Source organism: Candidatus Binatia bacterium (assembly GCA_036563615.1).
In the GTDB taxonomy this organism is placed as follows: Bacteria; Desulfobacterota; Binatia; order UBA12015; family UBA12015; genus DATCMB01.
The window spans coordinates 13,656-39,196 of the sequence record DATCMB010000014.1 but is presented as its reverse complement, the minus strand read 5'-3'; the positions used below and the strand labels follow the sequence as shown (position 1 = coordinate 39,196).

The 25,541-nt window shown below is 72.0% G+C and carries 20 protein-coding genes; 13 read left to right on the top strand and 7 right to left on the bottom strand.

The window, feature by feature from the left end; translation table 11 throughout:
• Window positions 1-5: 5 nt before the first annotated feature.
• Both VIS07_10675 and VIS07_10670 read right to left on the bottom strand, forming a co-directional pair.
• Window positions 6-623, bottom strand: coding sequence for a TetR/AcrR family transcriptional regulator (locus tag VIS07_10675; GenBank protein ID HEY8515965.1), 618 nt, complete (start codon window positions 621-623; stop codon window positions 6-8).
• A 107-nt stretch (window positions 624-730) separates the two neighbouring features.
• A complete protein-coding gene (locus tag VIS07_10670; protein HEY8515964.1) occupies window positions 731-1,936 on the bottom strand; it encodes an NADH:flavin oxidoreductase in 1,206 nt (401 codons plus the stop codon).
• A 209-nt stretch (window positions 1,937-2,145) separates the two neighbouring features.
• Here VIS07_10670 and VIS07_10665 point away from each other — a divergent pair, with 209 nt between their 5' ends.
• Window positions 2,146-2,925 (top strand): NAD-dependent deacylase, encoded by a 780-nt coding sequence (locus VIS07_10665; protein ID HEY8515963.1) that lies wholly within the window; start codon window positions 2,146-2,148, stop codon window positions 2,923-2,925.
• Entirely contained in the window at window positions 2,922-3,860 is a 939-nt protein-coding gene (locus VIS07_10660) for an LLM class F420-dependent oxidoreductase (protein HEY8515962.1), read from the top strand. The genes VIS07_10665 and VIS07_10660 overlap by 4 nt, the downstream gene beginning before the upstream one ends.
• A gap of 54 nt (window positions 3,861-3,914) precedes the next feature.
• On the opposite strand, the gene VIS07_10655 is transcribed toward VIS07_10660, so the two are convergent.
• Both VIS07_10655 and VIS07_10650 read right to left on the bottom strand, forming a co-directional pair.
• On the bottom strand, window positions 3,915-4,241 hold the full coding sequence (locus VIS07_10655; protein HEY8515961.1) for a DUF5658 family protein: 327 nt from the start codon (window positions 4,239-4,241) through the stop codon (window positions 3,915-3,917).
• A gap of 97 nt (window positions 4,242-4,338) precedes the next feature.
• Complete coding sequence (locus VIS07_10650; protein HEY8515960.1) at window positions 4,339-5,214, bottom strand: MoxR family ATPase; 876 nt, start codon at window positions 5,212-5,214, stop codon at window positions 4,339-4,341.
• A 100-nt stretch (window positions 5,215-5,314) separates the two neighbouring features.
• Between VIS07_10650 and VIS07_10645 the strand changes: the two genes are divergently transcribed.
• Window positions 5,315-6,493, top strand: a complete 1,179-nt coding sequence (locus VIS07_10645) for a glycosyltransferase (GenBank protein ID HEY8515959.1) — start codon at window positions 5,315-5,317, stop codon at window positions 6,491-6,493.
• Here VIS07_10645 and VIS07_10640 read toward each other — a convergent pair.
• Window positions 6,451-9,324 carry an AAA family ATPase gene (locus VIS07_10640; protein HEY8515958.1) on the bottom strand — a complete coding sequence of 958 codons (2,874 nt, stop codon included), beginning with the start codon at window positions 9,322-9,324 and terminating at the stop codon, window positions 6,451-6,453. The genes VIS07_10645 and VIS07_10640 overlap by 43 nt on opposite strands.
• A gap of 156 nt (window positions 9,325-9,480) precedes the next feature.
• Here VIS07_10640 and VIS07_10635 point away from each other — a divergent pair, with 156 nt between their 5' ends.
• The 4 genes from VIS07_10635 (at window position 9,481) to VIS07_10620 (ending at window position 15,924) form a co-directional block, all read left to right on the top strand.
• Window positions 9,481-9,687: a hypothetical protein gene (locus VIS07_10635; GenBank protein ID HEY8515957.1), complete on the top strand. Its 207-nt coding sequence runs from the start codon at window positions 9,481-9,483 to the stop codon at window positions 9,685-9,687.
• Window positions 9,687-13,145 carry a PKD domain-containing protein gene (locus VIS07_10630; protein HEY8515956.1) on the top strand — a complete coding sequence of 1,153 codons (3,459 nt, stop codon included), beginning with the start codon at window positions 9,687-9,689 and terminating at the stop codon, window positions 13,143-13,145. Before VIS07_10635 ends, VIS07_10630 begins: the two co-directional genes overlap by 1 nt.
• Window positions 13,146-13,252: 107 nt before the next feature.
• Window positions 13,253-14,782: a sugar transferase gene (locus tag VIS07_10625; protein HEY8515955.1), complete on the top strand. Its 1,530-nt coding sequence runs from the start codon at window positions 13,253-13,255 to the stop codon at window positions 14,780-14,782.
• Between the two features lie 20 nt (window positions 14,783-14,802).
• Window positions 14,803-15,924: a DegT/DnrJ/EryC1/StrS family aminotransferase gene (locus VIS07_10620; protein HEY8515954.1), complete on the top strand. Its 1,122-nt coding sequence runs from the start codon at window positions 14,803-14,805 to the stop codon at window positions 15,922-15,924.
• A gap of 12 nt (window positions 15,925-15,936) precedes the next feature.
• Here VIS07_10620 and VIS07_10615 read toward each other — a convergent pair whose 3' ends face one another.
• Window positions 15,937-16,389, bottom strand: coding sequence for a DCC1-like thiol-disulfide oxidoreductase family protein (locus VIS07_10615; GenBank protein ID HEY8515953.1), 453 nt, complete (start codon window positions 16,387-16,389; stop codon window positions 15,937-15,939).
• Window positions 16,390-16,713: 324 nt separating this feature from the next.
• The gene (gene speY, locus VIS07_10610; protein ID HEY8515952.1) at window positions 16,714-17,808 is read right to left on the bottom strand and encodes a deoxyhypusine synthase; all 1,095 of its coding nucleotides are present in this window, start codon (window positions 17,806-17,808) and stop codon (window positions 16,714-16,716) included.
• A 111-nt stretch (window positions 17,809-17,919) separates the two neighbouring features.
• Between speY and VIS07_10605 the strand changes: the two genes are divergently transcribed.
• From VIS07_10605 to VIS07_10580, 6 genes are all read left to right on the top strand, one after another.
• Window positions 17,920-18,351, top strand: coding sequence for a phosphatidylglycerophosphatase A (locus tag VIS07_10605; protein HEY8515951.1), 432 nt, complete (start codon window positions 17,920-17,922; stop codon window positions 18,349-18,351).
• Between the two features lie 2 nt (window positions 18,352-18,353).
• Window positions 18,354-19,661 (top strand): competence/damage-inducible protein A, encoded by a 1,308-nt coding sequence (locus VIS07_10600; GenBank protein HEY8515950.1) that lies wholly within the window; start codon window positions 18,354-18,356, stop codon window positions 19,659-19,661.
• Between the two features lie 133 nt (window positions 19,662-19,794).
• Window positions 19,795-20,946: a recombinase RecA gene (gene recA / locus VIS07_10595; protein HEY8515949.1), complete on the top strand. Its 1,152-nt coding sequence runs from the start codon at window positions 19,795-19,797 to the stop codon at window positions 20,944-20,946.
• Window positions 20,947-21,309: 363 nt separating this feature from the next.
• Window positions 21,310-22,152 carry a class I SAM-dependent methyltransferase gene (locus VIS07_10590; GenBank protein ID HEY8515948.1) on the top strand — a complete coding sequence of 281 codons (843 nt, stop codon included), beginning with the start codon at window positions 21,310-21,312 and terminating at the stop codon, window positions 22,150-22,152.
• 62 nt (window positions 22,153-22,214) lie between these two features.
• A complete protein-coding gene (locus VIS07_10585; GenBank protein HEY8515947.1) occupies window positions 22,215-23,420 on the top strand; it encodes a type IV pilus twitching motility protein PilT in 1,206 nt (401 codons plus the stop codon).
• Window positions 23,421-23,727: 307 nt separating this feature from the next.
• Window positions 23,728-25,434 carry an HAD-IIB family hydrolase gene (locus VIS07_10580; GenBank protein HEY8515946.1) on the top strand — a complete coding sequence of 569 codons (1,707 nt, stop codon included), beginning with the start codon at window positions 23,728-23,730 and terminating at the stop codon, window positions 25,432-25,434.
• Window positions 25,435-25,541 lie beyond the last annotated feature (107 nt).

Genomic DNA, 25,541 nt, shown 5'->3' with positions numbered 1-25,541 from the left:
ATGCGTTACGTGTTGTCGACGAGCTCGCGTGCGAGACGCCGGAGCTCGGCCAGCACCGCCCGATCCCCCTCGCGCTCGCCGTACAGCCCGCGCGCGACGGCCATGCCGAGCATGGCGTCGAGGATCAGGTCGAGCAGCACGGTGAAGCGCGCGCCGTGCTTCGCCGCCTCGGGGAAGTACTCGCGCGCGAGCTTCATCACGTTCTCGCGGTGGCGCGCGGCGACCGGCGCGAGCGCCGCGCGCAGCTCGGGGTCGGTGCGCGCGGCGAGGTAGAGGTCGAGCGCCGCGAGGTGACGCGGCTGGAGGAACATCTTCCACAAGAGGTCGACCGCCGCCTCGACGCGATCGGCGTCGGGCGGGATCGCCGCGAAGCCCTCGCGGTACGCGTCGGTCAGGCCCTGGAAGACGTGCTGCACGGCGGCACCGATGAGCTGCGCGCGCGTGCCGAAGTGGTGGAGCTGCGCGCCGCGCGACACGCCGGCACGCTCGGCGACGACCGTCGTGGTGGTGCCGCCGTAGCCGAGCTCGACCAGCGACTCGACCGCCGCGTCGAGCAGCCGCGCGCGCGTCGTGGCGCTGCGCTCTTCCTGCGTGCGGCGAGTGGCGGGCGCGGCCTTCGGCATGGCCCGGCACCGCTATCGCGAAGGAAACAAACAGTCAAGCTTGCTTGTAAGTTTTCTGCGCCGCTCCCGCGAGCGTCTCGTAAGCCTGCGACAGCGCAGCAGATTTCTCAGGTCCGCGGATGGCCCGGACGCTCGCCCGGCGGCACCAGGACGCAGTGCGTGCCGCGGTAGATCGTCGGGATGCACTTGTTGCAGTGGATGCAGGTCGCGTCCGCCGTCTCGCCGCGCTGCCAGCGCGCGATCAGGTCGGGCTCGCGCAGCAGCGCGCGCCCGAGCGCGACGAAGGCGAAGCCCTCGCCGAGCGCGCTGCGCACGGTGTCGAGGCGGTTGATGCCGCCGAGCAGCACGAGCGGCACCGACAGCGCGTCGCGGAAGCGGCGCGCGAGCGGCAGGAAGTACGCCTCCTCGAACGGGTAGCTCGGCAGGAAGCGCTTGCCGAGCAGCCGGAACGCCGTGCGGATCGGCTGCGGGAACGACGCCGCCATCTCGGCGATCGGCGCGTCGCCGCGGAACATGAACATCGGGTTCTTGAGCGAGCTGCCGCCGGTGAGCTCGAGCGCGTCGAGCGCACCGTCGGATTCGAGCAGGCGCGCGGCCTCGATCGCGTCCTCGAGCGCGACGCCGCCCCGGAAGCCGTCCGCCATGTTGAGCTTCGCGAGCACGGCCATCGAGTCGCCGACCGCGTCGCGCACTGCGCGCACCACCATGCGCGGGAACTCGACCCGGTTCGCGACGCTGCCGCCGAAGCGATCTTTTCGCTTGTTGAGCGCGGGCGAGAGAAACGCGCTCAGCAGGTAGCTGTGCCCGAGGTGCACCTCGATCGCGTCGAAGCCGGCGTCGCGCAAGAGCGACGCGGCCGACGCGAAGTCGCGCACGATGCGCTCGATGTCGCGCTCGTCGACCGCGCGCGTGAAGCGCATCGCCAGCGGGCTGAACTGGCGCGACGGCGCGAGCCCGCGCCGTCCCGTCGCCGCGGCGACGGGTCCCGCGTGCCCGATCTGCGCGGAGATCGCGGCGCCCTCGGAGTGCACCGCGTCGGCGAGCCGACGCAGCCCGGGCACGGCCGCCGGACGCACGACGATCTCCGCCGGCGCGCCCTGACCGTCCTCCGACACCGCGAGGTACGCGACCGTGGTCATCGCGACGCCGCCCGCGGCCATCGTGCGGTGGAAGTCGATGAGGCGGTCGGTGACCAGGTTGTCGCGCGCCATGCCCTCGAAGGTCGCCGCCTTGAGGAAGCGGTTGCGCAGGCGCAGCGGGCCGAGCTGCGCGGGCGCGAACGGATCGACGGCGTGCGGCGTGCTGCTCGTCATGGTCGTGCGCCGGCGCGGGCGCCGGCTCGCCGACGCGTATCAGCGCCCGCGCCGCGGTCGCAAACGGAAGGACGTATTCGCACAACGGCTGCCGACACGCATTCGCGCCCACGACCGCTCGCCCGTGCCCGCTTGCCCGCGCCCGCACGCCAGCGCGGCGCCGCAGCGCCTCTCGACGGCGCCCGGCGCATTCGGCAGACCTGATCACCGTGGACGACGCTCGAGAGGACGAACAGGAACAGCTCGCACGCGCGATCGCGCTCCTGCGGAACAGCCGCCGCGCGCTCGCGCTCACCGGCGCCGGGCTCAGCACCGAGTCCGGCATCCCCGACTTCCGCAGCCCGGGTGGCGTCTGGGAGCGCTACCGACCGATCGAGTACGGCGAGTTCCTGCGCTCGGAGGCCGCGCGGCGCGAGCACTGGCGGTACAAGCGCGAGACCATCCCGCCCATGCTGCGCGCCCGGCCGAACGCCGGGCATGCGGCGCTCGCGCGCCTCGAGCACGCGGGCCGGCTCGCCGCCGTCGTGACGCAGAACATCGACGGCCTGCACCAGGCGGCGGGCAGCATGAAGGTCCTCGAGCTGCACGGCACGAACCGCGCCGCGGTGTGCCTCGAGTGCAACGCGACCGAGCCCATCGAGCCGGTGCTCGAGCGCCTGGAAGCGGGCTGCGAGGTGCCGCGCTGCCTCGCGTGCGACGGCATCCTCAAGCCCGCGACGGTGTCCTTCGGACAAGCGCTGCCGCGCGACGTGCTCGAGGAGTCGATCCGGCTCGCGAGCGCGTGCGACTGCCTGCTCGCGATCGGCTCGTCGCTGCAGGTGCAGCCGGCGGCGTCGCTGGTCGACGTCGCGAAGCAGGCGGGCGCGAGCGTCGTCATCCTCACGCGCTCGGCGACGCCGTACGACCCGATCGCCGACGCGCGTCTCCGCGCCGCGCTCGGCACGACGCTGCCCGCGCTGGTCGACGGCGTCCTCGGGCGCCCGTCGTGAGCGCGCGGCTCGGGTTCGGGGTCGCGCTGCCGAACTACGGTCCGCTCGCTCGGCCGGACGCCCTGCTGCGGCTCGCGCGCCGCGCGGAAGCGCTCGGCGTCGACTCGGTGTGGGTCGCGGATCATCTCGTCGCGCCGGTCGAGGTCGCGAGCGTCTACCCGTTCGACCGCAGCGCGAATCCGAAGCCCGGCGACATGGGCGTCATCGAGCACTTCTACGAGCCGCTCACGACGCTCGCCTTTCTCGCCGGCGCGACCGAGCGCGTCCGGCTCGGGGTGAGCGTCTACGTGATGCCGTACCGCAACCCGGTGGTGACGGCGAAGATGGTCGCGACGCTCGACGCGCTCTCCGGAGGCCGCGTCATCTTCGGCGTCGGCGTCGGCTGGCTGCGCGAGGAGTTCGCGGCGCTGGGCCAGGACGCGCGTCACCGCGGACGCGTCACCGACGAGTACCTCGAGGTGTGCCGGCGGCTCTGGCGCGACGAGGTCGCGTCGTTTGCGGGGCGGCACTACGTGCTGCCGGCGGTGCGCAGCGGCCCGAAGCCGGTGCAGCGCCCGTTGCCGCCGATCTGGGTCGGCGGCAACTCGCAAGCGGCGCGCGAGCGCGCGGTCGCGCTCGGCGACGGTCTGCACCTCATCGACCTCTCACCGGACGAGGTCGCAGCGCACGCTACGGAGCTGCGCGCGGCGCTCGCGCGCGCCGGGCGGGATCCGGCGTCGTTCACCGTCAGCGTGCGCAAGGGCATCCTGGTGCGCGACGCGGACCGCGACGACGACCGTCCGCTCTACGGCACGCGCGACAAGATCCGGCGCGACGTCGAGGCCTACGCCGACGCCGGCGTCGGCTACCTCGTGAGCAACCTGCGCCAGGCGCGCTCGGTCGAGGCGCTCGAGGAAGCGCTCGCGCAGGCGGCGGACGCGATCCTCGGCGCTTGAGACCTCGACGAGTGCGGCGCGCCGGCGTGCGGCGCCGTGACCTTCAGCCGAGCTTCAGCCGGTCGTGCGCGCGAGCACGACGGTCCACGGGATGACCGCCATCGTCAAGTACACGACCGCGAGGTAGGCGAGCCCCGGCTCGACCAGCCGGTGGTGGCCGCGCCGGTAGAGCAGGAAGAGGCAGCCCAGCGCGACCGCCTTCATCGCGACCAGCCCCGGCCCGTGGCCGAGCGACTCCATCGCCCAGCGCACGAGCGGATTGCCCTCGGCGAAGCCGCGCGCGACGCCGAGCGCGGTCACGTACCCGTCGGCGACCTGCAGCGCGACGTTGGTCAGCAGCAGGGCTTTGAGGCGGTCGAGCGGAGCGAGGAGCGAGAGCACGCGCGCCCGCCGAGCAAGCTCCGCACCAGAAAGACCTCCGATTTGCCGAGGCTTCCGGTGGCGCGGATCGCGCAGCTCTGCACGATCGGGTCGCAAATCATCGCGCTCCTGCGATGAGCGCTGCGATCTTGCCTTGCGCCTTGCGCACGTCCTCCTCGTGCTTGAGCAGCAGGCCTTCGGTCGCGCGCACCGCGGCGGGATCGAGCTCCGTCACGCCCATCGCGACCAGCGCGCGCGCCCAGTCGAGGGTCTCGGCGATCGACGGCGCCTTGCGCAGGTCGAGCTTGCGCAGCCCGGCGACGAAGCGTGCGATGTGACCGGCGAGCGCCGCGTCGAGCCCCGGAACCTTCTCGGCGACGATCGTCGCCTCGATCGCGGGACCGGGGAAGTCGATGAAGACGTGCAGGCAGCGCCGGCGCAGCGCCTCCGACAGCTCGCGCGCGCGGTTCGAGGTCAGGACGACGACCGGCGGGTGCTTCGCGCGCACGGTGCCGAGCTCGGGCACGCTCACCTGGAAGTCGCTCAGCACCTCGAGCAGGAAGGCCTCGAACTCCTCGTCCGCCTTGTCGATCTCGTCGATCAGCAGCACGACGCGGCGGGGCGCCGAGATCGCGCGCAAGAGCGGCCGCTCGAGCAGGTACTCGCGCGAGAAGATGTGCTCCGAGACCTCGCTCCACGGACGGCGCTCGGCCTGATCGCTCTGAATGCGCAGGAGCTGCTTCTGGTAGTTCCACTCGTAGAGCGCGCGCGCCTCGTCGAGCCCCTCGTAGCACTGGAGCCGCACGAGCTCGGTGTCGAGCAGCTGCGCGAGCACCTTGCCGATCTCGGTCTTGCCGGCCCCGGCCGGTCCTTCCGCGAGGAGCGGCTTGCCGAGCTTGACGGCGAGGAAGATCGCGGTCTCGACGCGGCTCGTGGTGAAGTACTTGAGCCGCGCGAGCCCCTCGCGGATCTGCTCGAGCGTCGGCGCGTCCATCGACATGCGAACGCCTCCTACCAGACTCAAGCCGCGCCTGGCGACGCCTGCGTGCGACGTCTTTGCGCTGCGGAGGTCCGGTGGTACGGACGACGCCCGCATGGAGCTCCGCAAAGCGCCGTCCGCTCGCGAGGAGAGCGCGCAAGCTAGACCTCTCCGCATCGCGATCCTCGGGACGCGCGGCATCCCGGCCGCGTACGGCGGCTTCGAGACCTTCGCGGAGCAGCTCGCGGTGCGCCTCGCCGTGCGCGGACACCAGGTGACGGTGTACGGGCGCACGAACAGCGTCGATCCGACGCTCGACGGGCAGCTGTACCGCGGCGTCCGTCTGGTCGTGCTGCCGGCGCCGACGCGCAAGCACCTCGAGACCGTCGTGCACACCTGGCGCGCCGCGCGCCACGCGTGCCGCGAAGAATTCGACTTTGCGCTCGTGTGCAACAGCGCGAACTTCGGCGTGCTGCCGCTCCTGCGCCGCGCCGGCATCGCGACCGCGCTCGCGGTCGACGGCATCGAGAGCGAGCGGCGCAAGTGGGGCGTCCTCGGACGCAGCTTCTACCGCCTCGCCGCCGTGCTCGGTCCGCGCTTCAGCGACGTCGTGGTCGCCGACTGCCGCGTGATCGAGCAGCACATCCGCGCGCGCGGCGTCCGCAACGTGACGATGATCGCCTACGGCGCGTTGCCGCCGGCGGCGCGCGGCACGGGCACGCTCGAGCGTCTCGGCGTCACGCCCGGACGCTACGTGCTCTACGTGAGCCGCCTCGAGCCCGAGAACAACGCCGACGTCGTGATCCGCGGCTACCTCGCCTCGGGGGTCGAAGAGGAGCTGGTCGTGGTCGGCGACGCGCCGTACGCGGACGCGTACAAGGCGCGGCTGCGCGAGCTCGCGGCGCGGAGCCCGAAGGTCAAGATGGTGGGCGCGGTCTACGGCGCGGGCTACGACGAGCTGCGCGCGCATGCCGCCTGCTACGTGCAGGCGACCGACGTCGGCGGCACGCACCCGGCGCTGCTCGAGGCGATGGCGGCTTCACTGCCGGTGATCGCCAACGACATCCCGGAGCACCGCGAGGTGCTCGGCGACGCGGGCTGGTACTACGCGAAGAACGATCCGGACGACCTCGCCGCGCGTCTGCGCGAGGTGCTCCTGCTGCCGGGCGCGGAGCAGGCGCGCAAGGAGCGCTCGCGCGCGGCGCTCGCACGCGTCACCGCGCTCTACGATTGGGAGCGCGTCACCGACGACTACGAGCGGCTCGCGCGGCGTCTCGCGCGGCGCGGCGCCTGACCGTCGAGCTCGTCGTACAGCGTCCGCGCTGCGGCGAGCTCGGGCGGCGCCGGCTCGGCGGTGAACGGCGCGCAAGCTTCGTCGAGCAACCGTCGTGCGTCCGCGTGGCGGCCTTGCGCGGCGTGCAGCTCGGCTGCGGCGAGCGCGGTGCGCAGCGTCCACAGGTGCGCGCCCTGCGCACGCGCGATCTCGAGCGCGCGCGCGAAGGCTGCCGCCGCGCCGGCGTCGTCGCCGCGGCGCAGGAGCGCCGTGCCGCGCAGGCGGTGCAGCTCGGCCGCGTGCCGCATCTCGCTCGAGCGTTCGGTGAAGGCGAGCGCCGCGTCGATCTCGTCGAGCGCGCTCGCGACGTCCCCTTGTTCGAGCAGCACCTCGACGAGCAACCCGCGGAACAGCGACGTCGCGAGCAGCTGGTCGTGCGCCTCGTACGCGGCGATCCCCGCGCGCACCGCCTCGGCGTCGCGGTCGGCCCAGCCGCGCACCAGCGTCGCGACCACAGTGTGGATCGGAAACTCGTGCTCGAGCGCGATCTCGGCGGCGGAGTCGGCCTGCGTCCGCGCGCGCTCGCGCTCGCCCGCGGTGGCGAAGTACTGCGCCGCGACCTCGCGCGCGTAGGACAGGTTGTACGGGTTGCCCGCCGCCTCGGCATACTCGAGCGCGCGCGCGATCCACTCGTGTCCCTCGCCCGGACGCCCCTCGAGCAGCGCGCTGAAGCCGAGCATCGTGCGGCACACGACCGTCGGATCGAGCGGCAGCGACGGCATGTCCGGCGTCCACAGCGCCTGCGCGCGCGTCAGGTGCTCGCGTGCTGCGGGCACGTCGCCCAGGTTGAAGAGCGTCGAGCCCAGCGTGACGTGGCCGAGAAACGAGAAGAACGGCACCTGCAAGCGCTCGGCGGTCGCGAGCAGGTCTTCGGCGATCGCCTTCGCGCGCGGCAGCTCGGCGCGCATGACGTGGAACGTGTAGAGGGCGCCGTGCGCTTGCACGCGCGCGAGCGGCTGATCGAGGCGGTCCGCGACCTCGAGCGCGCGGCGGTGCGCCGCGACGGCGTCGTCCGACGCGCAGCCGCGCGCCGCGAAGTACGCGCCGCCGAGGTCGAGCAGGCACCCGAGCTCGGTGCGCAGGCGATCCTCGGTCTCCGGCAGCCGGCCGAGGTGCTCGAGCGCCGCCTGGACGTGCGTGATCACCTCGCGGTCGGCGAAGCGGCGCTTGGCGGCCGCCGCGGCTTCGCGGTGGTAGCGCGCGGCGCGCGCGTCGTCGCCGGCGCGGGAGAAGTGGAAGGCGAGGGTGGGCGCGATCTCGCCGCTGCGCTCGCCGTACGCGCGCTCGAGGCGCTCGCCGATCGCCGCGTGCAGGCGACGGCGCGCGGTCGGCGCGAGCGCGCGGTCGATCTCTCCGCGGAAGAGCGAGTGGCGGAACGCGTAGCGCGCGCTCACCGTGCCGTCCGGCCAGCTCGCGAGGCCCGGCAAGGGGACCAGGAAGCCGAGCGCGGTGAGCGACGTGCACGTCGTCTCGGCGACGTCCGGCGAGTCGCCCGTCGCGGCCGCGACCGCGGCGACCGCGAACTCGTTGCCGACGATCGACGCGGCATCGAGCACGCTGCGCTCGTCCGGCGAGAGGTGACCGAGCTGCTGCTGCGCGAGCTGCCGCACGCTGTCCGGGACGACGTCCGTGAGCGGCGCCGTGAGGCACCAGCGCCCGTCGCGGACGGCGAGGATGCCGCGCGCCTCGAGCGGGTAGATCAGCGACGCGAGGAACAGCGGGTGGCCGTCGGTGCGCGCGTAGAGCTCGCGTGCGACGGCCGGGTCGACCTCGTGGCTCGAGAGCTTTCGCGCGACCCAGGTCTCGGTGTCGGCGCGCGTCAGGAGCTCGAGCGCGATCTCCGTGCAGCGCTCGCGCGCCTGCAGGCTTTGCTTGACGCCTTTCAGCGGATGGTCGCGCAGCGCGACGTCCACCGGACGGTAGCTGCCGATCAGCAGCAGGCGCGCGGGCTTGGTGCGCTGCGCGAGGTAGGCGAGGGCGTCGATCGTCGAGGTGTCGCTCCAGTGCAGGTCCTCGAGCACCAGCACGAGCGGACGCTCGGCGGCGAGCGTCTCGAGCATCTCGGCGAGCTCGCGCAGCATGCGGTCGCGGCTCGGTGAGACGACGCGGCGGCGGATCGCCTCGGCGCGCGCGTCGTCGATGAGCGCGGGCATCTGCAGGAGCCAGCTCGGCGCCCAGCGCTCGAAGGTCGCGACCACCTCGCGGCCGTCCGCCTCGCGGCTGAGCCGCCCGAGCAGGTCGAGGATCGGCAGGTAGGCCTCGCTGTCGCCGATCAGCTCGACGCACTGCCCGAGCGCGACCCGGGCGCGGGTCGTCGCGCGGAGCTCTTCGGCGAAGTGCTCGAGCAGCGTCGTCTTGCCGAGCCCGGGCTCGCCGGTGACGAAGACGACCTGACGCAGCCCCGAGTCGGCGCGCGCGTACGCGCGACGCAGGGCCGCGAGCTCGCGGTCGCGTCCGACCAGCGTCGTCGCCGGCGTCGCGTCCGTGTCGGCGTCGTCCTCGACCAGGAGGCGGTAGCCGCGCCGGCCCACGGTCTCGAGCACCGCCGGGCGACATCCGTCGTCGCCGAGCGCGGCGCGGATCTCGCGGATGCAGACGCGCAGCACGGTCGCGCTCACCGTCGTGTCGGGCCAGCAGGCGCGGAACAGCTCCTCCTTGGTGACCAGCCGTCCGCGCCGGCGCACGAGCTCGCAGAGCACGGCGAACGACTTGGCGCGCAGCCGGATCTCGCTGTCGCCGTGCCAGAGCCGGCCGGCGGCTTCGTCGAGGCGGAAGGGGCCGAAGGTGGTCATCGGGACATCGTGCTGCAGGCGGGTCGGGCGCGGGCGATGCGAGGGTACGGCCCGGAGCGGAGATCGTCCACCGTTCGTCCGCGCGCGCGGGTTGAACGCAAATCGAACGCTTTCTCCCTGTTCCGCTCGAAGGTTTCGGCGCTACCCCGGCCGGCCATGAGCACCGACAGCCGATCCTTCTCCACGAGCGCGGCCCACACCGTCCGCTTCCCCGCGGCCCGCGCCTTCCTCGTCCAGTTCGGCGGCGAGGCGCCGCTCGACGGCCGCGCCGAGCACCTCGCGTCCGGCGAGGCGATCCGCTTCGACTCCTGGACCCGCCTCCAGCAGTTCGTCGAGCGCCGGCTCGAGGAGGACCGGTCGTGATGGCCGCCGGAACGTCGGAGAAGCGTCGGGCGCGCGAGCCCTGGATCCGCGCCTCGTGGTGGTCGGTGCTCGCCGTCACGCTGGCGCTCACCCAGGTGGTTCCGCTGCCCGTGCTCGGGGTGCGCAGGGCGCACGCCGATTCGAACGCGAACGGCATCTGCAGCTCGATCTGCGAGCCGCTGCCCGAGGGCGGCATCATGTGCATGCAGGATCCGAACGACCCCGACTGCAACGGCGGCGGCGGCATCCCGCTCATCCAGTTCTGCCACTGCGCCGACCTGACCTCGTTCCCGATCCAGGGCACGCCGAACGCGGAGGTCTGCAACCAGCCCGACACCTGCCTGAACCACGGCGGCTGGGCCGACGGCGAGCCCGGCACGTGTCAGTGCCGCGACGGCTTCAGCCTCTCGATCCACGGACAGCCGAGCGACGCGGTGTGCGGGCCGATCTGCACGGGCCACGGCGGCTGGATCGACGGCGACGACGACATCGAGATCGCGCATCTGCGCTTCTTCCGCAGGCCGGAGGCGAAGCTGCGCATGTACGACCCCGACACCGGCGCGGTGACGCGCGACGAGACCTTGCCCGCGACGCAGGCGCTGTACGCGGTCGAGCAGGGCGCGATCGACGACGTCCTCGCGCGCCACGGGCTGCCGGCGAGCGAGCGCGACCGGGTCGCGATCTGGGCGCGCGACCAGGTGCGCGCGGAGATCTTCGGACGCGTCCTCGAGATCCTGCTCAAGCCCGCGAACCAGCGCAGCGAGGACGAGCAGCGCGTTCACGACTGGCTCGAGATGCTCGTCTGGCAGCGCCGCATCGACGTCGCGCAGAACGCGCTCGACCAGTTCCACTCGCTCCACTACGCGGTCGAGTACGCGACCTGCGACTGGCACTCGCCCAACACGACCGTCGTCACGCTCGGGCGCGACGAGAACGGCAACCTCAAGAACTTCGTGACGACCGGCTGCTCGCCCGGCGTCGACGGCATCCCGAACACCGACCCGACGCCGAACGAGGGCACCGACGAGGAGATCGCGCTCGGCCTCGACGACGGCGAGACCTGCTTCGCGTTCGACAACTTCCTGCGCCAGCACTACGACAACATGACGTCGATGCGCTGCGCCGGCGTGCCGACGCCGTTCGACGTCTTCGCGGTCTTCGGCCACCCGACGGTCGAGCAGTTCCTCGAGTACGGCTACGCGCTCGCCGACCGCGACGTGATCGTCACGCCGGGCTTCACCTCGGTGCTCGGCAACACCTACAAGGCGCTCGCGTTCAGCATCGGCGCCGGGACGTCGCTGGTCGCGGCCGGCGCCATCGGGCGCGCGATCTACGCGGCGGGCGGCTGGACCGCGTTCGCGAACACGTTCTTCCCGTTCGCGGGGCGGTCTGCCTACGTCGCGTCGAAGACGCTCACCGAGGCGGGCAAGACGGTCGCGAGCAGCATCCGGCTCGTCTCGGCGCTCGGCGCCGCGGCGGTCGTTCTCGAGGTGATCTTCGCGATCGTCACCGCGGTCACGACGCTGCTCGACATCATCGAGTTCAGCGAGCTGCCCATCAAGCTCAAAAACATCGTGCGCACCGCGCAGGGCGAGACCGAGACGACCTACCAGGTGTCGGAGAACTACACCTTCACCTCCGGGCGGCCGAACCTCGCGGCGCTGGCGCAGAGCGACGCGGGCAAGCAGGAGATCTTCCGCGTCCTGGTCGCGACCATGGCGCCGGAGATCGATCTCACGAACGAGGTCGCGCCGCCGCACGACACGACGCTCACCTGGGCGATCCGCGACCAGAACGGCAACCCGGTCGTCACCGGCACCCCGGAGACGCGCCACCTGCTGCAGTACAAGGCCTGGGACGGCAGCGCGCCCTACGAGCTCCAGCGCGCGAGCCTGTTCCACGGCTGGCTCAACACCGAGGCGACGCTCGAGAACGGCACCCCGGTGCGCGCACTCGACCTGGGCCTCGACTACAAGGCCTGCGACGGCAAGGAGCGCCGCGCGTGGCGCGTGCCGAACGACGAGTTCGTCACGGTCGCGATGGGCGACACGCTCGAGGACGCCGACCCCGCCGACACCGAGCAGGGCAAGTGGTTCTCGTACCTCGACTGGAGCGGCGCGTGCCGCAGCGCGCGCATCAACCACCGTCCGACGGCGACCGGCATCGTCGCGAGCGGCTCGACGGTCGAGGGCGGCACGCAGAGCTTCTCCGCGACCGGCTCGGACGCGGACGGCGACGTCGTGTCCTTCGTGTGGGAGTTCGGCGACGGCGCGACCGCGAGCGGCAGCTCGGTGACGCACGCGTTCGCGAACGAAGGAACGTACGTCGTGCGCGCGACCGCGGTCGACGCGTTCGGCGCGCACGGCAGCAGCAGGACGACGCAGGTGACGGTGACGAACGCTCCGCCGAGCGGGCGCCTCGTCGTCCCCGAGGAGCCCGTCAAGCACGGCGAGCCGTTCGTGGTCTCGGTCGCCGACGCGACCGATCCGTCGCCCGCGGACCGCGCGGCCGGCTTCTCGTACGCGTTCCGCTGCCCGAACGACGCCGACTTCGGTCCGTGGAGCGAGCCGACGACGGGCGTCGCCGAGACCACCTGCGTCGCGACCACGCTCGGCGACAACGCGGTCGCCGCGCGCATCCGCGACCGCGACGGCGGCATCACCGAGCTCAACGGCACGGTGACGGTCGACAACGTCCCGCCGACGATGCTCGCGATCGAGCTGCCGGATGCGCCGATCATCCCGGACCGTCCGTACACGGTGAGCGCGCGCTTCACCGACGTCCTGCCCGAGGGCACCTACACGGTGACGCTCGACTGGGGCGACGGCACGCAGTCCACCGCGACGTCGCCGATCGACGGCGAGGAGGGCAGCGTGAGCCTCACGCACGTCTACGCGGGCGTCGGGACGTACGTGATCACGGCGTACGTGACCGATCCGCAGGGCGCCGCGAGCGAGCCGCTCGAGGTGCAGGCGCGGTCGATCACGATGGGCTGCCGCGTGAACGGCGTGGTCGGACCGTGCGTCGGCACGCCGGGGCGCGACCGCATCATCGGCACGCGCGGCGACGACGTGATCTACGGCGGCGACGGCGACGACATGATCCGTGGCAACGGCGGCAGCGACCGTCTCTACGGCGGTCCGGGCAACGACAGGTTGTTCGCGCTCGGCGGCGAGGACTTCCTCTACGGCGGCGACGGCGACGACATCCTGCGCGGCGGTGCGGGCAACGACCTGCTCGACGGCGGCGCCGGCAACGACCGCCTGGTCGGCAACCACGGCGACGACACCCTCATCGGCGGCCCGGGCAACGACCAGCTGCGCGGCCGGCTCGGCGCCGACGTGCTCGACGGCGGCGAGGGCGACGACGTGGTCGACGGCGGCGCCGGCACCGACCGCTGCGGCGACGCCGACCTGACGCGCCCGTTCAAGGGATGCGAGCTGCCGCTCGAAGATTGACGTGACGCACGCGCGCGGCTTCGCGCCGCGCGCGTGCCTTGCGCCCCCTTCCGCACTGGGCTAACGCGCACCCTGGGATGGCCGCGGTTGCGGGAAGGCACGCCGGGGTGGGCCCGGGCCTGAGCTCCGGGGGTTCTGCCGCGCCGAGCCCCGATCGCAACAACGGGCGCAGCGGCTTTCGCCGCCAGCGCGCGGTGGCGCGCGCCGGTCCTGCCGCGCACTTCCGCCACCTCGCGCAGATCGTCGACGGGCTCCTTCTCCTGCTGGCGTTCCCGCTCGCGTACTACGCGAAGACCCGTCTGCTGCCCGCCGACTTGACGCGGCTCTACGACCCGGAGGTCTACATCGCGCCGGCGGCGGTGGCCGCGATCGCGACCCTGGTCGCGATGTGGTGGCTCGACTGCTACGCGTCGTCGCGCCTGCTGCACCTCTGGGACGCCGTGCGCCGCACCGCTGCCGCCGTCGGCCTCGCGCTGATCTTCACGCTCGCGGTGCTGTTCGTCTTCAAGCTCAGCTACGTGAGCCGTCTGTTCGTCGGTCTCTACGGCGTGAGCGCGGTCGTGCTGCTGTCGACGGCGCGGGTCGTCTTCAGCCACGTCGCGAGTCGATTGCGCGCGTCGGGTGCGGGGGCGGCGCGCGTCCTGCTGATCGGCGACGACGAGACGACCGAGCGCTTCGCGCGCGTGCTCGCCGACGAGGCGGCGTTCGGGGTCACGGTGGTCGCGCGCCTGTCGCCCGAGGCGCTACGCGCGCCCGAGCGCTCCGTGCTCGGCGAGAGCCGATCCGGAACGTCGGGCGATCCGCCGATGCTGACCTCGCTCGCGGAGTTCCTCGGCCGCGAGGCGATCGACGAGGTCGCGGTCGCGACCGACGCGTTCAGCGCGCGCGAGATCGGCTACCTGATCCAGGCGTGCGACCGCGAGGGCGTCGTCCTGCACCTCGCGCTCGACGCGCTCGGCGCGGGTCTCGAGCGCGCGACCCTCGAGCAGATGGCGGATCAGCGCCTGCTGTCGGTGAACCCGCAGGAGCACTGGCCCTGGGGGCGCGCCGTCAAGATGGCGATCGACCTCGTGCTGGCGCCGATCCTGATCCTCGCGACCGCGCCGCTCTGGCTGATCATCGCGATCGCCATCAAGCTCGACTCGCCGGGGCCGGTGTTCTTCGTCCAGGAGCGCATCGGGCTCAACAAGCGGCGCTTCAAGATGTTCAAGTTCCGCAGCATGTACGAGGGCTCGGAGCACTTGAAGGACGTGCTGCACGACCTCAACGAGGCCGACGGACCGATCTTCAAGCTGCGCCGCGACCCGCGCGTGACCCGCGTCGGCCGCGTGCTGCGCCGCTTCGACCTCGACGAGCTGCCGCAGCTGATCAACGTCCTGCTCGGCGACATGAGCCTGATCGGGCCGCGGCCGATGCTGCCGAGCGAGATCTCCGGCTTCGAGCCGTGGCAGCGCAAGCGCTTCTCGATGCCGCCCGGGATCACCGGCCTCTGGCAGGTGAGCAACCGCCTCGGCCAGCCGTTCCTCTCCGGACTGCGCGCCGACCTCGAGTACATCGACCGCTGGTCGCTGCGCCTCGACCTCGAGATCGCGCTGCGCACCATCCCCGCCATCCTGCGCGACCGCGTCGCGCCGTGACCCAACCGAACGACGACCCCATGAGCGGTGATCCCATCCCGCAGCTCGACCTTCGTGCGCAGTACGCTGCGATCGCGCACGAGCTCGAGCCGGCCGTGCTCGAGGTGCTGCGCAGCGGACGCTGGGTGCTCGGCGAGCGCGTCGCCGCCTTCGAGAGCGAAGTCGCGCAGGCGATCGGCGTGTCGCACGCGATCGGCTGCGCGTCGGGCTCGGACGCGCTGCTGCTCGCGCTGCTCGCGCTCGACGTTCGACCTGGCGACGAGGTGGTGACCAGCGCCTTCACCTTCTTCGCGACCGCGTCGGCGATCGTGCGCATCGGCGCGGTGCCGGTGTTCGCCGACATCCGGCCGGACGACTTCCTGCTCGATCCGAACGCGGCCGCGCGCGCGGTCACGCCGAGCACGCGCGCGATCCTGCCGGTGCACCTCTACGGGCAGTGCGTCGACGTGCGCGCCTTCGACGAGGTCGCGCGCCAGCACCGCCTGCCGATCGTCGAGGACGCGGCGCAGGCGATCGGCGCTTCGCGCGACGGCGTCGCGGCGGGCGCGTGGGGCGACCTCGGCTGCTTCAGCTTCTACCCGACGAAGAACCTCGGCGCGGCGGGCGACGCCGGCCTGGTGACGACGGGCGACGGCATGCTCGCCGCCCGCGTCCGCCGGCTGCGCGAGCACGGCTCGGAGAAGCGCTACGAGCACGTCGAGGTCGGGATCAACAGCCGGCTCGACGCGCTCCAGGCGGCGATCCTGTCGGTGAAGCTGCGCCATCTCGCGGCCTGGACCGAGGCGCGCATCCGTCGCGCGGCGGTCTACGACGAGCTGATCGGCGCCGCCGGGCTCGACGGGATCGTGCGGCGTCCGACGGTCGCGCCGGGCGCGCGGCACGTCTTCCACCAGTACGTCGTGCGCGTCCCGCGGCGCGACGAGCTGCGCGCGCACCTCGCCGAGCGCGGCGTCGGCAGCGAGATCTACTATCCGATCCCGCTGCACCTGCAGCGCTGCTTCTCGTCGCTCGGCTACCGCGCGGGCGATCTGCCGGAGACCGAGCGCGCCGCCGCCGAGGTGCTGGCGCTGCCGATGTACCCCGAGCTCACCGACGAGCAGCAGCAGCGGGTGGTCGAGGCGATCGCGTCGTTCTACCGCTGACCGGCCGCCGCCTCAGTCGAGGAAGCGCGCGCGCAGCTCGGGATCGGGCATGACGCACGCCGGCTCGCGTCCGAACCAGCGATCGCGCCGGCGGGTGACGAAGCGGTAGAGCGGGTCGAGGAGCCGCACGACCATCGGCCGCTCGGCGAGCCGCGCGAGCCACGGCCGGTCGGTCGCGTGCGCGAGGGCGCGCAGCACCGCGGCGCTGCGCAGGCTGACCCGCCCGGCGCCGCCGCCAGCCGCGGGCTCGAGGACCACGACGCTGCCGTCGAGGCCGACGTCGCGCAGCTCCGGGTCGAGCGTCTCCTGGGCGAAGCGTCCCTGCAGGTGGGCCAAGCGCAGGCGTCCGGCGCGGTCCTTGGCCGCGAGGAACGCAACGCTGCGGTTACACAGCGGGCACGCGCCGTCGAAGAAGACCACGGGCGCGCGCGGGTCGTCGCCTCGTGCGGGACCGGCTTCGGCCATCGGCCGGCTCAGGCTAGCACGGGCGACGGGGCTTCAGGAGCGACGCGGGAGAGAGGAGAGAGGAAGAAGAAGCGTGACCGGGCGATCGCAGGTTCAGGGTCTCAGGGTACGGTTACGATGTGGGCGGAGAGGTCAGTTTGCTCGGGTGCGTGAGCCAGGATCTCGGTATCCGGTAGATCGCCCGGTCGGCCTGGGCGTTCAGCAAGCCCGGTGCCACCAGAACCATCGAAAAATCCGTTCAAGCGATCGCGCAACTCTGCAAGACCCGCATTTCCGCTATTGTTTCTTGCGGATCCGTCAGCGCGTCCCCATGCCAATCAGCGCTCACTTGCCGAGGCGAGCGAGATAGGCTTTGCGCAGCTCCTCGTGGAGCGCATCGCGCTGCTCATAGAGGCGGCGCGGCTTGCGCGGCGCGTGGGTCGCGAGCGCGTAGGCGGCGAGCACGGGCAGGCCGATCGTCGAGTCGACGTAGCAGACCACGGTGTCGGGCAGGGCGTCGGGGTTGATCTTGCCCCAGCTCACCGCCTCGGCCGGCGTCGCGCCGGAGAGGCCGCCGGTGTCCGGGCGGGCGTCGGTCATCTGGATGAAGTAGTCGTGCCCGCTCTCGTCGAGGCCGAGGACCTCCTGGATCTGCGGCTCGGTCTGCAGGACGAAGTTCTTCGGCGAGCCGCCGCCGAGGATGAAGACGGCGCTCTTGCCGCCCGACTGCTTCGCGTTCCAGACGATGGCGGCGGTCTCGTTGACGTCGCGCGAGGGGTTGATGCGCAGCTTGCTGCCCTCGAGCTCGAGCGCCGCGACGTTCATGCCGATCGACGAGTCGCCCGGCGACGAGGTGTAGATCGGCACGCCGTGCTCGTGCGCCGCCGCGAGGAGCGACTTGCGGGTGAGTCCGAGCGCGCGCTCGCGCTCGGCGACGTAGCGTCCCACCTTCCAGTGGAACTCCGCCGTGCCCATCTCCTGCTGGAACTCCGGCTGACGGACGACCTCGCGGTAGAAGGCGTCGGTCTTCAGCAGCACGTCGTAGTCGAAGAAGATGTCGTAGATCCGGACGACGCCTTCCTTGCGCAGCTCGACGTCGCTCACCGTCGGGTTGCCCTGGTGCATGGCGAGGCCGATGCCGTAGTGCGTGTCGTGGTAGAGGTTGGCGCCGGTCGACACGATCCAGTCGATGAAGCCGGCCTCGATCAGCGGCACGAGCGCCGAGGTCGCGAGGCCCGCGGGGGTCAGCGCGCCGGTCAGGCTCAAGCCGACCGTGACGTCGGGCTCGAGCATGCGACGCGAGAACAGCTGGCAGGCCTCGCGCAGGCGTCCGGCGTTGTAGGACAGGAAGCAGCGATCGACGAGGTCCTGCACCGAGATCCCGGGCGAGATCGCCAGGGGTTCGATCTTCGGCAGACGAGACAGCTTCTTGGCGCTCACGAGCGGTCGCCTAGTGGTTGCCCGCGAGCGTGGCAAGGCGACCGCGCGAGCGTGCTTGACCGCCCGCCGGGCCGCATCTAGAAGCCCCGCATCGCGGCGCGCGGGGTCATCTTGTTCTTCGCGAGCGGAGCGGGGTTGGGGTACGTGCCGTACGCTTCGGGCACGTTCGGCAGCCTGCTCGGCATCGCGCTGCACTTCGCGCTGACCGCGCTCACCTCGTCGCTCGCCGTGCACGCGGCGCTGCTCGTCGTGGCGGTGCTGGTGGCGATCTGGATCTCGGATCGCGCCGACGCGCTGCTCGGCGAGCACGACAGCGGCAAGATCGTGCTCGACGAGATCGTCGGGATGGCGATCGCGCTCTACGGCTTCGCGCCGTCGCTGCGCAACGTGATCGTGCTGTTCGTCGTCTTCCGCGTGCTCGACGTGCTGAAGCTCTGGCCCGCGAGCGCGATCGACCGGCGGATGCCGGGCGGCGCGGGCGTCGTGCTCGACGACGTCGTGAGCGGCGTCTATGCAAACCTGCTCGCGAGGGTCATCCTTTGAGCGTGCTGGAGAAGGTCGTCATTCTCTCGACCGGCGACGAGCTCACGACGGGCAAGATCGCCGACACCAACGCGCAGTGGATCGCGGATCGCTGCGTGTCGCTCGGTCTCGACGTGGTCGCGGTGCTCACGGTCGGCGACTACCGCGAGCGCATCGCGTGGGCGTGGGAGCGCGCCTTCGAGCTCGGCGATCTGGTGATCTCGACGGGCGGGCTCGGTCCGACGATCGACGACCTCACCACCGAGACCGTCGCGCGCGTGCTCGGCGTCGGCCTGCGCTTCGACGAGCCGTCGGCGGAGAAGATCCGTCAGCTCTTCGCGCGCCTGGGACGCGCGATGCCGGAGAACAACCTCCGTCAAGCACAGATCCCGGAAGGCGCCGTGATCGTCGAGAACGCGCTCGGCACCGCGCCGGGCTACCGCGTGTCCTGCGAGCGCCGCATCCCGGGTCCGGACGGCACCATGGTGACCGTGCCGCGCCACCTGGTCGTGCTGCCCGGCGTGCCGCGCGAGATGAAGCCGATGTTCGACGAGCAGGTCGTGCCGTGGATCCGCGAGCTGCGCGGCTCGAAGACGGTGCTCGCGGTGCGGATCTTCCAGACCTTCGGCATGAGCGAGTCGGCGCTCGACGAGGCGGTGAGCAGGATCATCACCCCGGACGAGGCGCGCGTCGGCTTCCGCGCGAGCTTCCCGCAGATCTCGGTGAAGCTCGTCGTGCGCGACCTGCCGGGTGCCGCCGAGCGGCGCCTCGAGGAGCTGTCGGCGCGCCTGCACGAGACGCTCGGTCCGGTGATCTTCGCCGAGGGCGACACCACGATGGAGGCCGCGACCGGTGCGGCGCTGCGCGCGCGCGGCGCGACGCTCGCGGTCGCCGAGTCCTGCTCGGGCGGGCTCATCGGCCACCGCCTCACCGAGGTGCCGGGCTGCTCGGCGTACTTCCTCGCCGACTACGTGACCTACTCGAACGAGGCGAAGCGCGACGTCCTCGGGGTGTCGCCCGAGACGCTCGCGCGGTTCGGCGCGGTCAGCGAGGAGACCGCGCGCGAGATGGCCGAGGGCGCGCGTCGGCGCGCGGGCGCCGACGTCGCGATCGCGACCACCGGCATCGCCGGCCCGGACGGCGGCACGCCCGAGCGCCCCGTCGGCACGGTGTGCTTCGCGCTCTCGGCGGAGGGCATGCTCGTCTCCCGCCGCCACCAGCTCTGGGGGACCCGCGACTGGGTGAAGCTCCTCACCTCGCAGCTCGCGCTCGACTGGGTGCGGCGCTGGGCGCTCGGGCTGCCGGTGGTGGAATCCGGCTTCCGCAGGTGATACGACCGCAGGTATCGAAAAAAAGGCGAAACTTGCTTTGCACGACATCGACGAGCCGACGGTCGCGAGTCTATAGGGTGAACAGCCAACGTGAGGGGCGAGCGCATCGCCGGGTTGAGGTCAGGAGGACGTGATGGACGCGAATCGTGAGCGGGCGATGGAGCTGGCGATGAGCCAGATCGAGAAGCAGTTTGGCAAGGGCGCGATCATGAAGCTCGGCGCCGATGCCCCGATCGAGGACATCCAGGCGGTGTCGACCGGCTCGCTCGCCCTCGACCTGGCGCTCGGCGTCGGCGGCGTGCCGCGCGGGCGCGTGATCGAGATCTACGGTCCGGAGTCGTCCGGCAAGACGACGCTCGCCCTGCAGATCATCGCCGAGGCCCAGAAGGAGGGCGGCGTCTCCGCCTTCATCGACGCCGAGCACGCGCTCGACACCGGCTACGCGCGCAAGCTCGGCGTGAAGCTCGAGGACCTGCTGGTGTCGCAGCCGGACAACGGCGAGCAGGCGCTCGAGATCGCCGAGACGCTCGTGCGCTCGGGCGCGCTCGACGTGCTGGTGGTCGACTCGGTCGCGGCGCTGGTGCCGCGCGCCGAGCTCGAGGGCGACATGGGCGACCCGCAGATGGGCCTCCAGGCGCGCCTCATGTCGCAGGCGCTGCGCAAGCTCACCGCGACCATCGCGCGCTCGCGCACGATCGTCATCTTCATCAACCAGATCCGGATGAAGATCGGCGTCATGTTCGGCAACCCGGAGACCACGACCGGCGGCAACGCGCTCAAGTTCTACGCCTCGGTGCGCATGGACATCCGCCGCATCGGCGCCATCAAGCAGGGCGACGAGGTGATCGGCAGCCGCACCAAGGTCAAGATCGTCAAGAACAAGGTCGCGCCGCCGTTCCGCGAGGCCGAGTTCGACATCCTCTACGGCCGCGGCATCTCGCGCGAGGGCGAGATCCTCGACCTCGGCGCCGAGGACGGGATCGTCGAGAAGTCCGGCTCGTGGTTCGCCTTCGAGGGCGAGCGCATCGGCCAGGGCCGCGAGAACGCGAAGGAGTTCCTGCGCGAGCACCCGGAGGTCGCGGCGCGGATCGAGGCCAAGATCCGCGAGAAGCGCGGCGTCCCGGCGCGCGGCGCCGCCGCCGCGGCCGCTGCGGCCGAGGCCGCGCCCGCGAGCGACGCGGCGTCGGGCGACGTCGAGAGCAACGGCAGCTCGCGCACCTCGGCCATGGCGGCGGCCGCCGGCCGCGGCGAGACCGCGGCGGCCGCGTCCTCGCGTCGCAAGTAAGAACTCACCTCGGACACGAGCGGGGGCGAAGGGCGCTTCGCTCCCGCTCGGCTCGCCTTCGCCGCTGGTCCGCCCCGACCGCGGCTCCCCCCGCCAGAAAATTCTTTCTTTTTGACCCCGCAGCGAGGCGTGCAACCAGAATTTGGTTGACACGCATTCCGACTGCTGGCTAGCTGAAGCCGCTCGGAGAACGAGCCGTCACGAACGGCCGGCCGGGCTACGCGAGCCAGTCCTTCCCGGGCGACGAGTCGACGCTGGTCCCTCGTCGTTCGGCGCCGTCGCAGCGTCGAGAAGCGTGGTCGATCCGTTCGCGCGGCTCCACTCCGGTGACGTGCACCGTCAGCACCGGAAGGACGTCAAGCCATGGATGGATTGACCCCCGTCGGTCGAACCGCCGCCGGCGCCGCGCTGTGGCGGATCGCGCACCTGCTGCTCGACGGCGAGCCGAAGATCTTCGTCGACTCGCTGGCGCAGCGTCTCCTCGGCGTCCCCGACGAGCACGTGCTCCGCGCCAAGGCGGCGTTTCCCGAGAGCACCGCGGCGTGGGTCGTGCGCTCGCGCTACACCGAGGATCGCCTCGCCGAGGCGGTCGCGCGCGGCGTCGAGCAGTACGTCATCCTCGGCGCCGGCCTCGACACCTTCGCGTACCGGGCGAGCGGGGCGCTCGCGCGCCTGCGGGTGTTCGAGGTCGACACGCCGGAGTCGCAGGCCTGGAAGCGCGAGCGTCTGGCGGCCGGGGGCATCCGGATCCCGCCGCGCTGCGAGCTCGTGGCGTGCGACTTCGAGAGGCAGTCGCCGTCCGACGCGTTCGCGCGCTCGACCTTCGACCCGCGCGCCCCGACCTTCGTCTCGTGGCTCGCGGTGACGATGTACCTGCGCCGCGACGCGATCGAGCGGACGCTGCGCTGGATCGCCGGGCTCGGACCGCGGACCGAGCTGGTTTTGACATACTGCGTGCCGGAAGCGCGAAAGCGGCCCGCCGTCCGCTTCGCGAGCCACATGGGCGCACGCTTCGTCTCGTTCTTCTCGACCGACGAGATGCGGCAGCTTCTGCGGGACGCGGGCTTCCGCGAGATCCGGCCGCTGACCCTCGAGGAGGAGCGCCGCGCGTACTTCAGTGGCCGGACGGACGGCCTGTCCCCGTCCGACACGGAGCTCCTGCTCTGGGCGCGGGTGACGCCGCCCGAGGAGCGCCCGCGCGCCTGACGCCGTCGCGGCGGGCGCTCAAGCTCCATCCGGAGTGCGCCGAAGGTCTCCTCGGGGGGTCCATGCTGTCGATCGACGACATCCTGCGTACGGCGCTCGACCGCGAGGCGTCCGACATCCACCTCAAGGTCGGCGCGCCGCCGTTCTTCCGCCGCTTCGGCCAGCTCGGCCCGGACGACACCTTTCCGGCGCTGACCGAGCAGGACATGAAGGACCTGATCGCGCAGATGGCGGACGAGAAGCAGCGCGAGCGGCTCGAGGCCGACCGCCAGCTCGACCTCGGCTACGGCAACGAGGAGATCGGCCGCTTCCGCGTCAACGTCTACCACCAGCGCGGCGAGCTGCGGATCGCGATGCGTGCGATCCCGCGCAACATCCGCTCGCTCGCGGAGCTCCAGCTCCCGAAGATCGTCGAGACGCTCGCCAAGGAATCGCGCGGTCTGATCCTGGTCACCGGCACGACGGGCTCCGGCAAGTCGACGACGCTCGCGTCGATGATCGACCTGCTGAACCAGACCGAAGCGCTGCACATGATCACGATCGAGGACCCGATCGAGTACACGCACGAGGACAAGCTCTCGATCATCAGCCAGCGCGAGGTCGGCGTCGACGTGACGAGCTTCGCCGCGGGTCTGAAGGGCGCTCTGCGTCAGGACCCGGACGTGATCCTGGTCGGTGAGATGCGCGACCTCGAGACCATCGAGACCGCGATCATGTCGGCCGAGACCGGTCACCTGGTCATGAGCACGCTGCACACGCTGGACGCCCCCGAGACCGTGACCCGCGTCATCCAGGCGTTCCCCGACCACCAGCGCGAGCAGATCCGCGTCGTGCTGTCGTCGGTGCTGAAGGGCATCATCAGCCAGCGGCTCGTGCCGCGCGCGGACGGCAAGGGGCTCGTCCCCGCGGTCGAGATCCTGGTCAACACCGCGCTCGTGCGCGACATCATCAAGGATCCGACGCGCAGCCCGCGCGAGCTCACCGACGCGATCGCCAAGGGCCACGTGTCGTACGGCACGCAGACCTTCGACCAGTCGTTGATGGGCCTCTACCGCGCCGGCCTCATCACCTACGAGGAGGCGCTGCGCCAAGCGACCAACCCGGACGACTTCGCGCTGCAGGTCAGCGGCATCAGCTCGACGTCGGACGCGCGCTGGGACAACTTCGATCCCACCGCGGGCACCGACGCCGCGACGTCGGTGCGGCCGGGCGGCGCGGGCGACAAGTCCGCGGCGCGACCGGCGCCACGGCTCGTCAAGCGGTTCTGAGGCACGCATCGGGTCTCGTCGCCTCGCTCGTGCGGGTTGGCACGGTGCAGCGTCATCCAAGGAGACCACGTCGACGGCTTCGTGCTGGACGTTCTCGACGAGGGGACGAGCAACTGCTGGCGCCGCAACGAGTTGAAGTCGGGCTCGGTGCCCGCGAGCGGCTGCCCGTAGCCGGCGTCCGCGCGGCGCCGCGAAGGACGTCGAGCGCGGCGGACGAGCGCCCGAGAGCAGTTCCGCGCAACGGTCACGGACGGCGCGAGGCTTGCCTCGTGGACCTTCCTGGTAGATTCCGGAAGAGTCCGCGAGCATGCGCTATCTCGCCCTAGCCACCGACTACGACGGAACGCTTGCCAGCGCGGGCGTCGTCGCTCGTGAGACGATCGACGCGCTCGAGCGGCTGCGCGGCTCGGGGCGTCGCGCGATCCTGGTCACCGGTCGGCGGCTCGAGGACCTGCAGACGGTCTACGACCGCTTCGACCTGCTCGCGTGCGTGGTCGCGGAGAACGGCGCGGTGCTCTACTGGCCCGAGTCGCGCGAGGTCGAGACGCTGGCGCCGCCCGTGCCCGACGCCTTCGCGGAGGTGCTCGTCGGGCGCGCCGTTCCCGTCGACCGCGGACGCGTGCTGCTCGCGACGCACCACCCGCACGAGGTCGAGGCGATCCAGACGGTGCACGCGCTCGCGCTCGAGCTGCAGATCGTCTTCAACGGCGACGCCGTGATGGTGCTGCCGCCGGGCGTGAACAAGGGCTCGGGTCTGCGCGCGGCGCTCCACCGCATGGGGCTCTCGCCGCACGAGGTCGTCGCGGTCGGCGATTCGGCGAACGACCACTCGCTGTTCGAGGTCTGCGAGTGCGCGGTCGCGGTCGCGAACGCGGTGCCGGCGGTCCGTGCGGAAGCGCACTTCGTGACCGCCGGTGCGAACGGGCAGGGCGTCGTCGAGCTGATCGACGAGCTCGTGCGGACCGACCTCGCCGGCAGGCAGATCGGCCCGCACCAGCGCATCGTGCTCGGGCTGCGCGACGACGGCAGCGAGGTCGACTTCCCGATCTACGGGCAGAACCTGCTCGTCGCCGGTCCGTCGGGCGCCGGCAAGTCGACGTTCGCGACCGGCGTCATCGAGCGCCTGATCGAGCAGGCCTATCAGGTCTGCATCATCGACCCGGAAGGCGACTACTCGACGCTCGACGACATCGTCACGCTCGGCAGCCGGCTGCGCGTGCCGCACATCTCCGAGATCAGCGGCGTGCTCTCCGAGCCGGCGACCAACGTCGTCATCAACCTGCTCGGCGTGCCGCTCGACGAGCGCCCGGCGTTCTTCGGCGAGCTCATGCCGATGCTGCTCGGCATGCGGGCGCGCACCGGACGGCCGCACTGGATCGTCATCGACGAGGTGCACCACCTGCTTCCCGCCGGCTGGGGGCTCGCGGCGGGTCTGCTGCCGCAGCGGATCGGCGAGGGGATGATGGTGACCGTGCGGCCGGGGCTGGTCGCGCGGCCGGTGCTCGAGCTGGTCGACGTCGCGGTCGCGGTCGGGCCGTCGCCGGAGGCGACGCTCGCCGAGCTCGCGGCGGCGCTCGGCAGACCCGCGCCGCCGGTGTCGACGTCACGCCTCGGGCGCGGGTACGTGCTGGTGTGGAACCTGCGCTCGGAGGAGCCGCCGTTTCGCGCCAAGGTCCTGCCGGCGCGCGCCGACCGCCTGCGCCACATGCGCAAGTACGCGGAGGGCAACCTCGGTCCGCACAGCTTCGTGTTCCGCGGTCCGCATGGACGCCTCGCGCTGCGCGCGACCAACCTCGTCGTCTTCTGCCAGCTCGCCGACGGCGTCGACGACGAGACCTGGCTCTACCATCTCCGCGGCGGCCACTACTCGGAGTGGCTGCGCAGCACGATCAAGGATCCCGATCTCGCGAACGAGGTCGCGGCCATCGAGGCCGAGGCGGCGCGCCTCTCGCCGCGCGAGAGCCGTCGCCTGGTGTGCGACGCGATCGACCGTCGCTACACGCTGCCCGCCTGACGCAGATCGCAAGCTGCGTGGCGGCGCATCCCGCGTCCGCGCGGGGCGTTGCCGGCGCATCTCTGCGCGGCTGCGTCCTCGTCCCCCATTGACGTCTCCCGCGACCT

Bases quoted from the DNA above. Each gene is read 5' to 3' on its own strand.
- VIS07_10675 (HEY8515965.1), bottom strand. From the start codon at position 623: ATGCCGAAGGCCGCGCCCGCCACTCGCCGCACGCAGGAAGAGCGCAGC.
- VIS07_10670 (HEY8515964.1), bottom strand. From the start codon at position 1,936: ATGACGAGCAGCACGCCGCACGCCGTCGATCCGTTCGCGCCCGCGCAG.
- VIS07_10650 (HEY8515960.1), bottom strand. From the start codon at position 5,214: ATGGACGCGCCGACGCTCGAGCAGATCCGCGAGGGGCTCGCGCGGCTC.
- VIS07_10645 (HEY8515959.1), top strand. From the start codon at position 5,315: ATGGAGCTCCGCAAAGCGCCGTCCGCTCGCGAGGAGAGCGCGCAAGCT.
- VIS07_10640 (HEY8515958.1), bottom strand. From the start codon at position 9,324: ATGACCACCTTCGGCCCCTTCCGCCTCGACGAAGCCGCCGGCCGGCTC.
- VIS07_10635 (HEY8515957.1), top strand. From the start codon at position 9,481: ATGAGCACCGACAGCCGATCCTTCTCCACGAGCGCGGCCCACACCGTC.
- VIS07_10630 (HEY8515956.1), top strand. From the start codon at position 9,687: ATGGCCGCCGGAACGTCGGAGAAGCGTCGGGCGCGCGAGCCCTGGATC.
- VIS07_10620 (HEY8515954.1), top strand. From the start codon at position 14,803: ATGAGCGGTGATCCCATCCCGCAGCTCGACCTTCGTGCGCAGTACGCT.
- VIS07_10615 (HEY8515953.1), bottom strand. From the start codon at position 16,389: ATGGCCGAAGCCGGTCCCGCACGAGGCGACGACCCGCGCGCGCCCGTG.
- recA (HEY8515949.1), top strand. From the start codon at position 19,795: ATGGACGCGAATCGTGAGCGGGCGATGGAGCTGGCGATGAGCCAGATC.
- VIS07_10590 (HEY8515948.1), top strand. From the start codon at position 21,310: ATGGATGGATTGACCCCCGTCGGTCGAACCGCCGCCGGCGCCGCGCTG.
- VIS07_10585 (HEY8515947.1), top strand. From the start codon at position 22,215: ATGCTGTCGATCGACGACATCCTGCGTACGGCGCTCGACCGCGAGGCG.
- VIS07_10580 (HEY8515946.1), top strand. From the start codon at position 23,728: ATGCGCTATCTCGCCCTAGCCACCGACTACGACGGAACGCTTGCCAGC.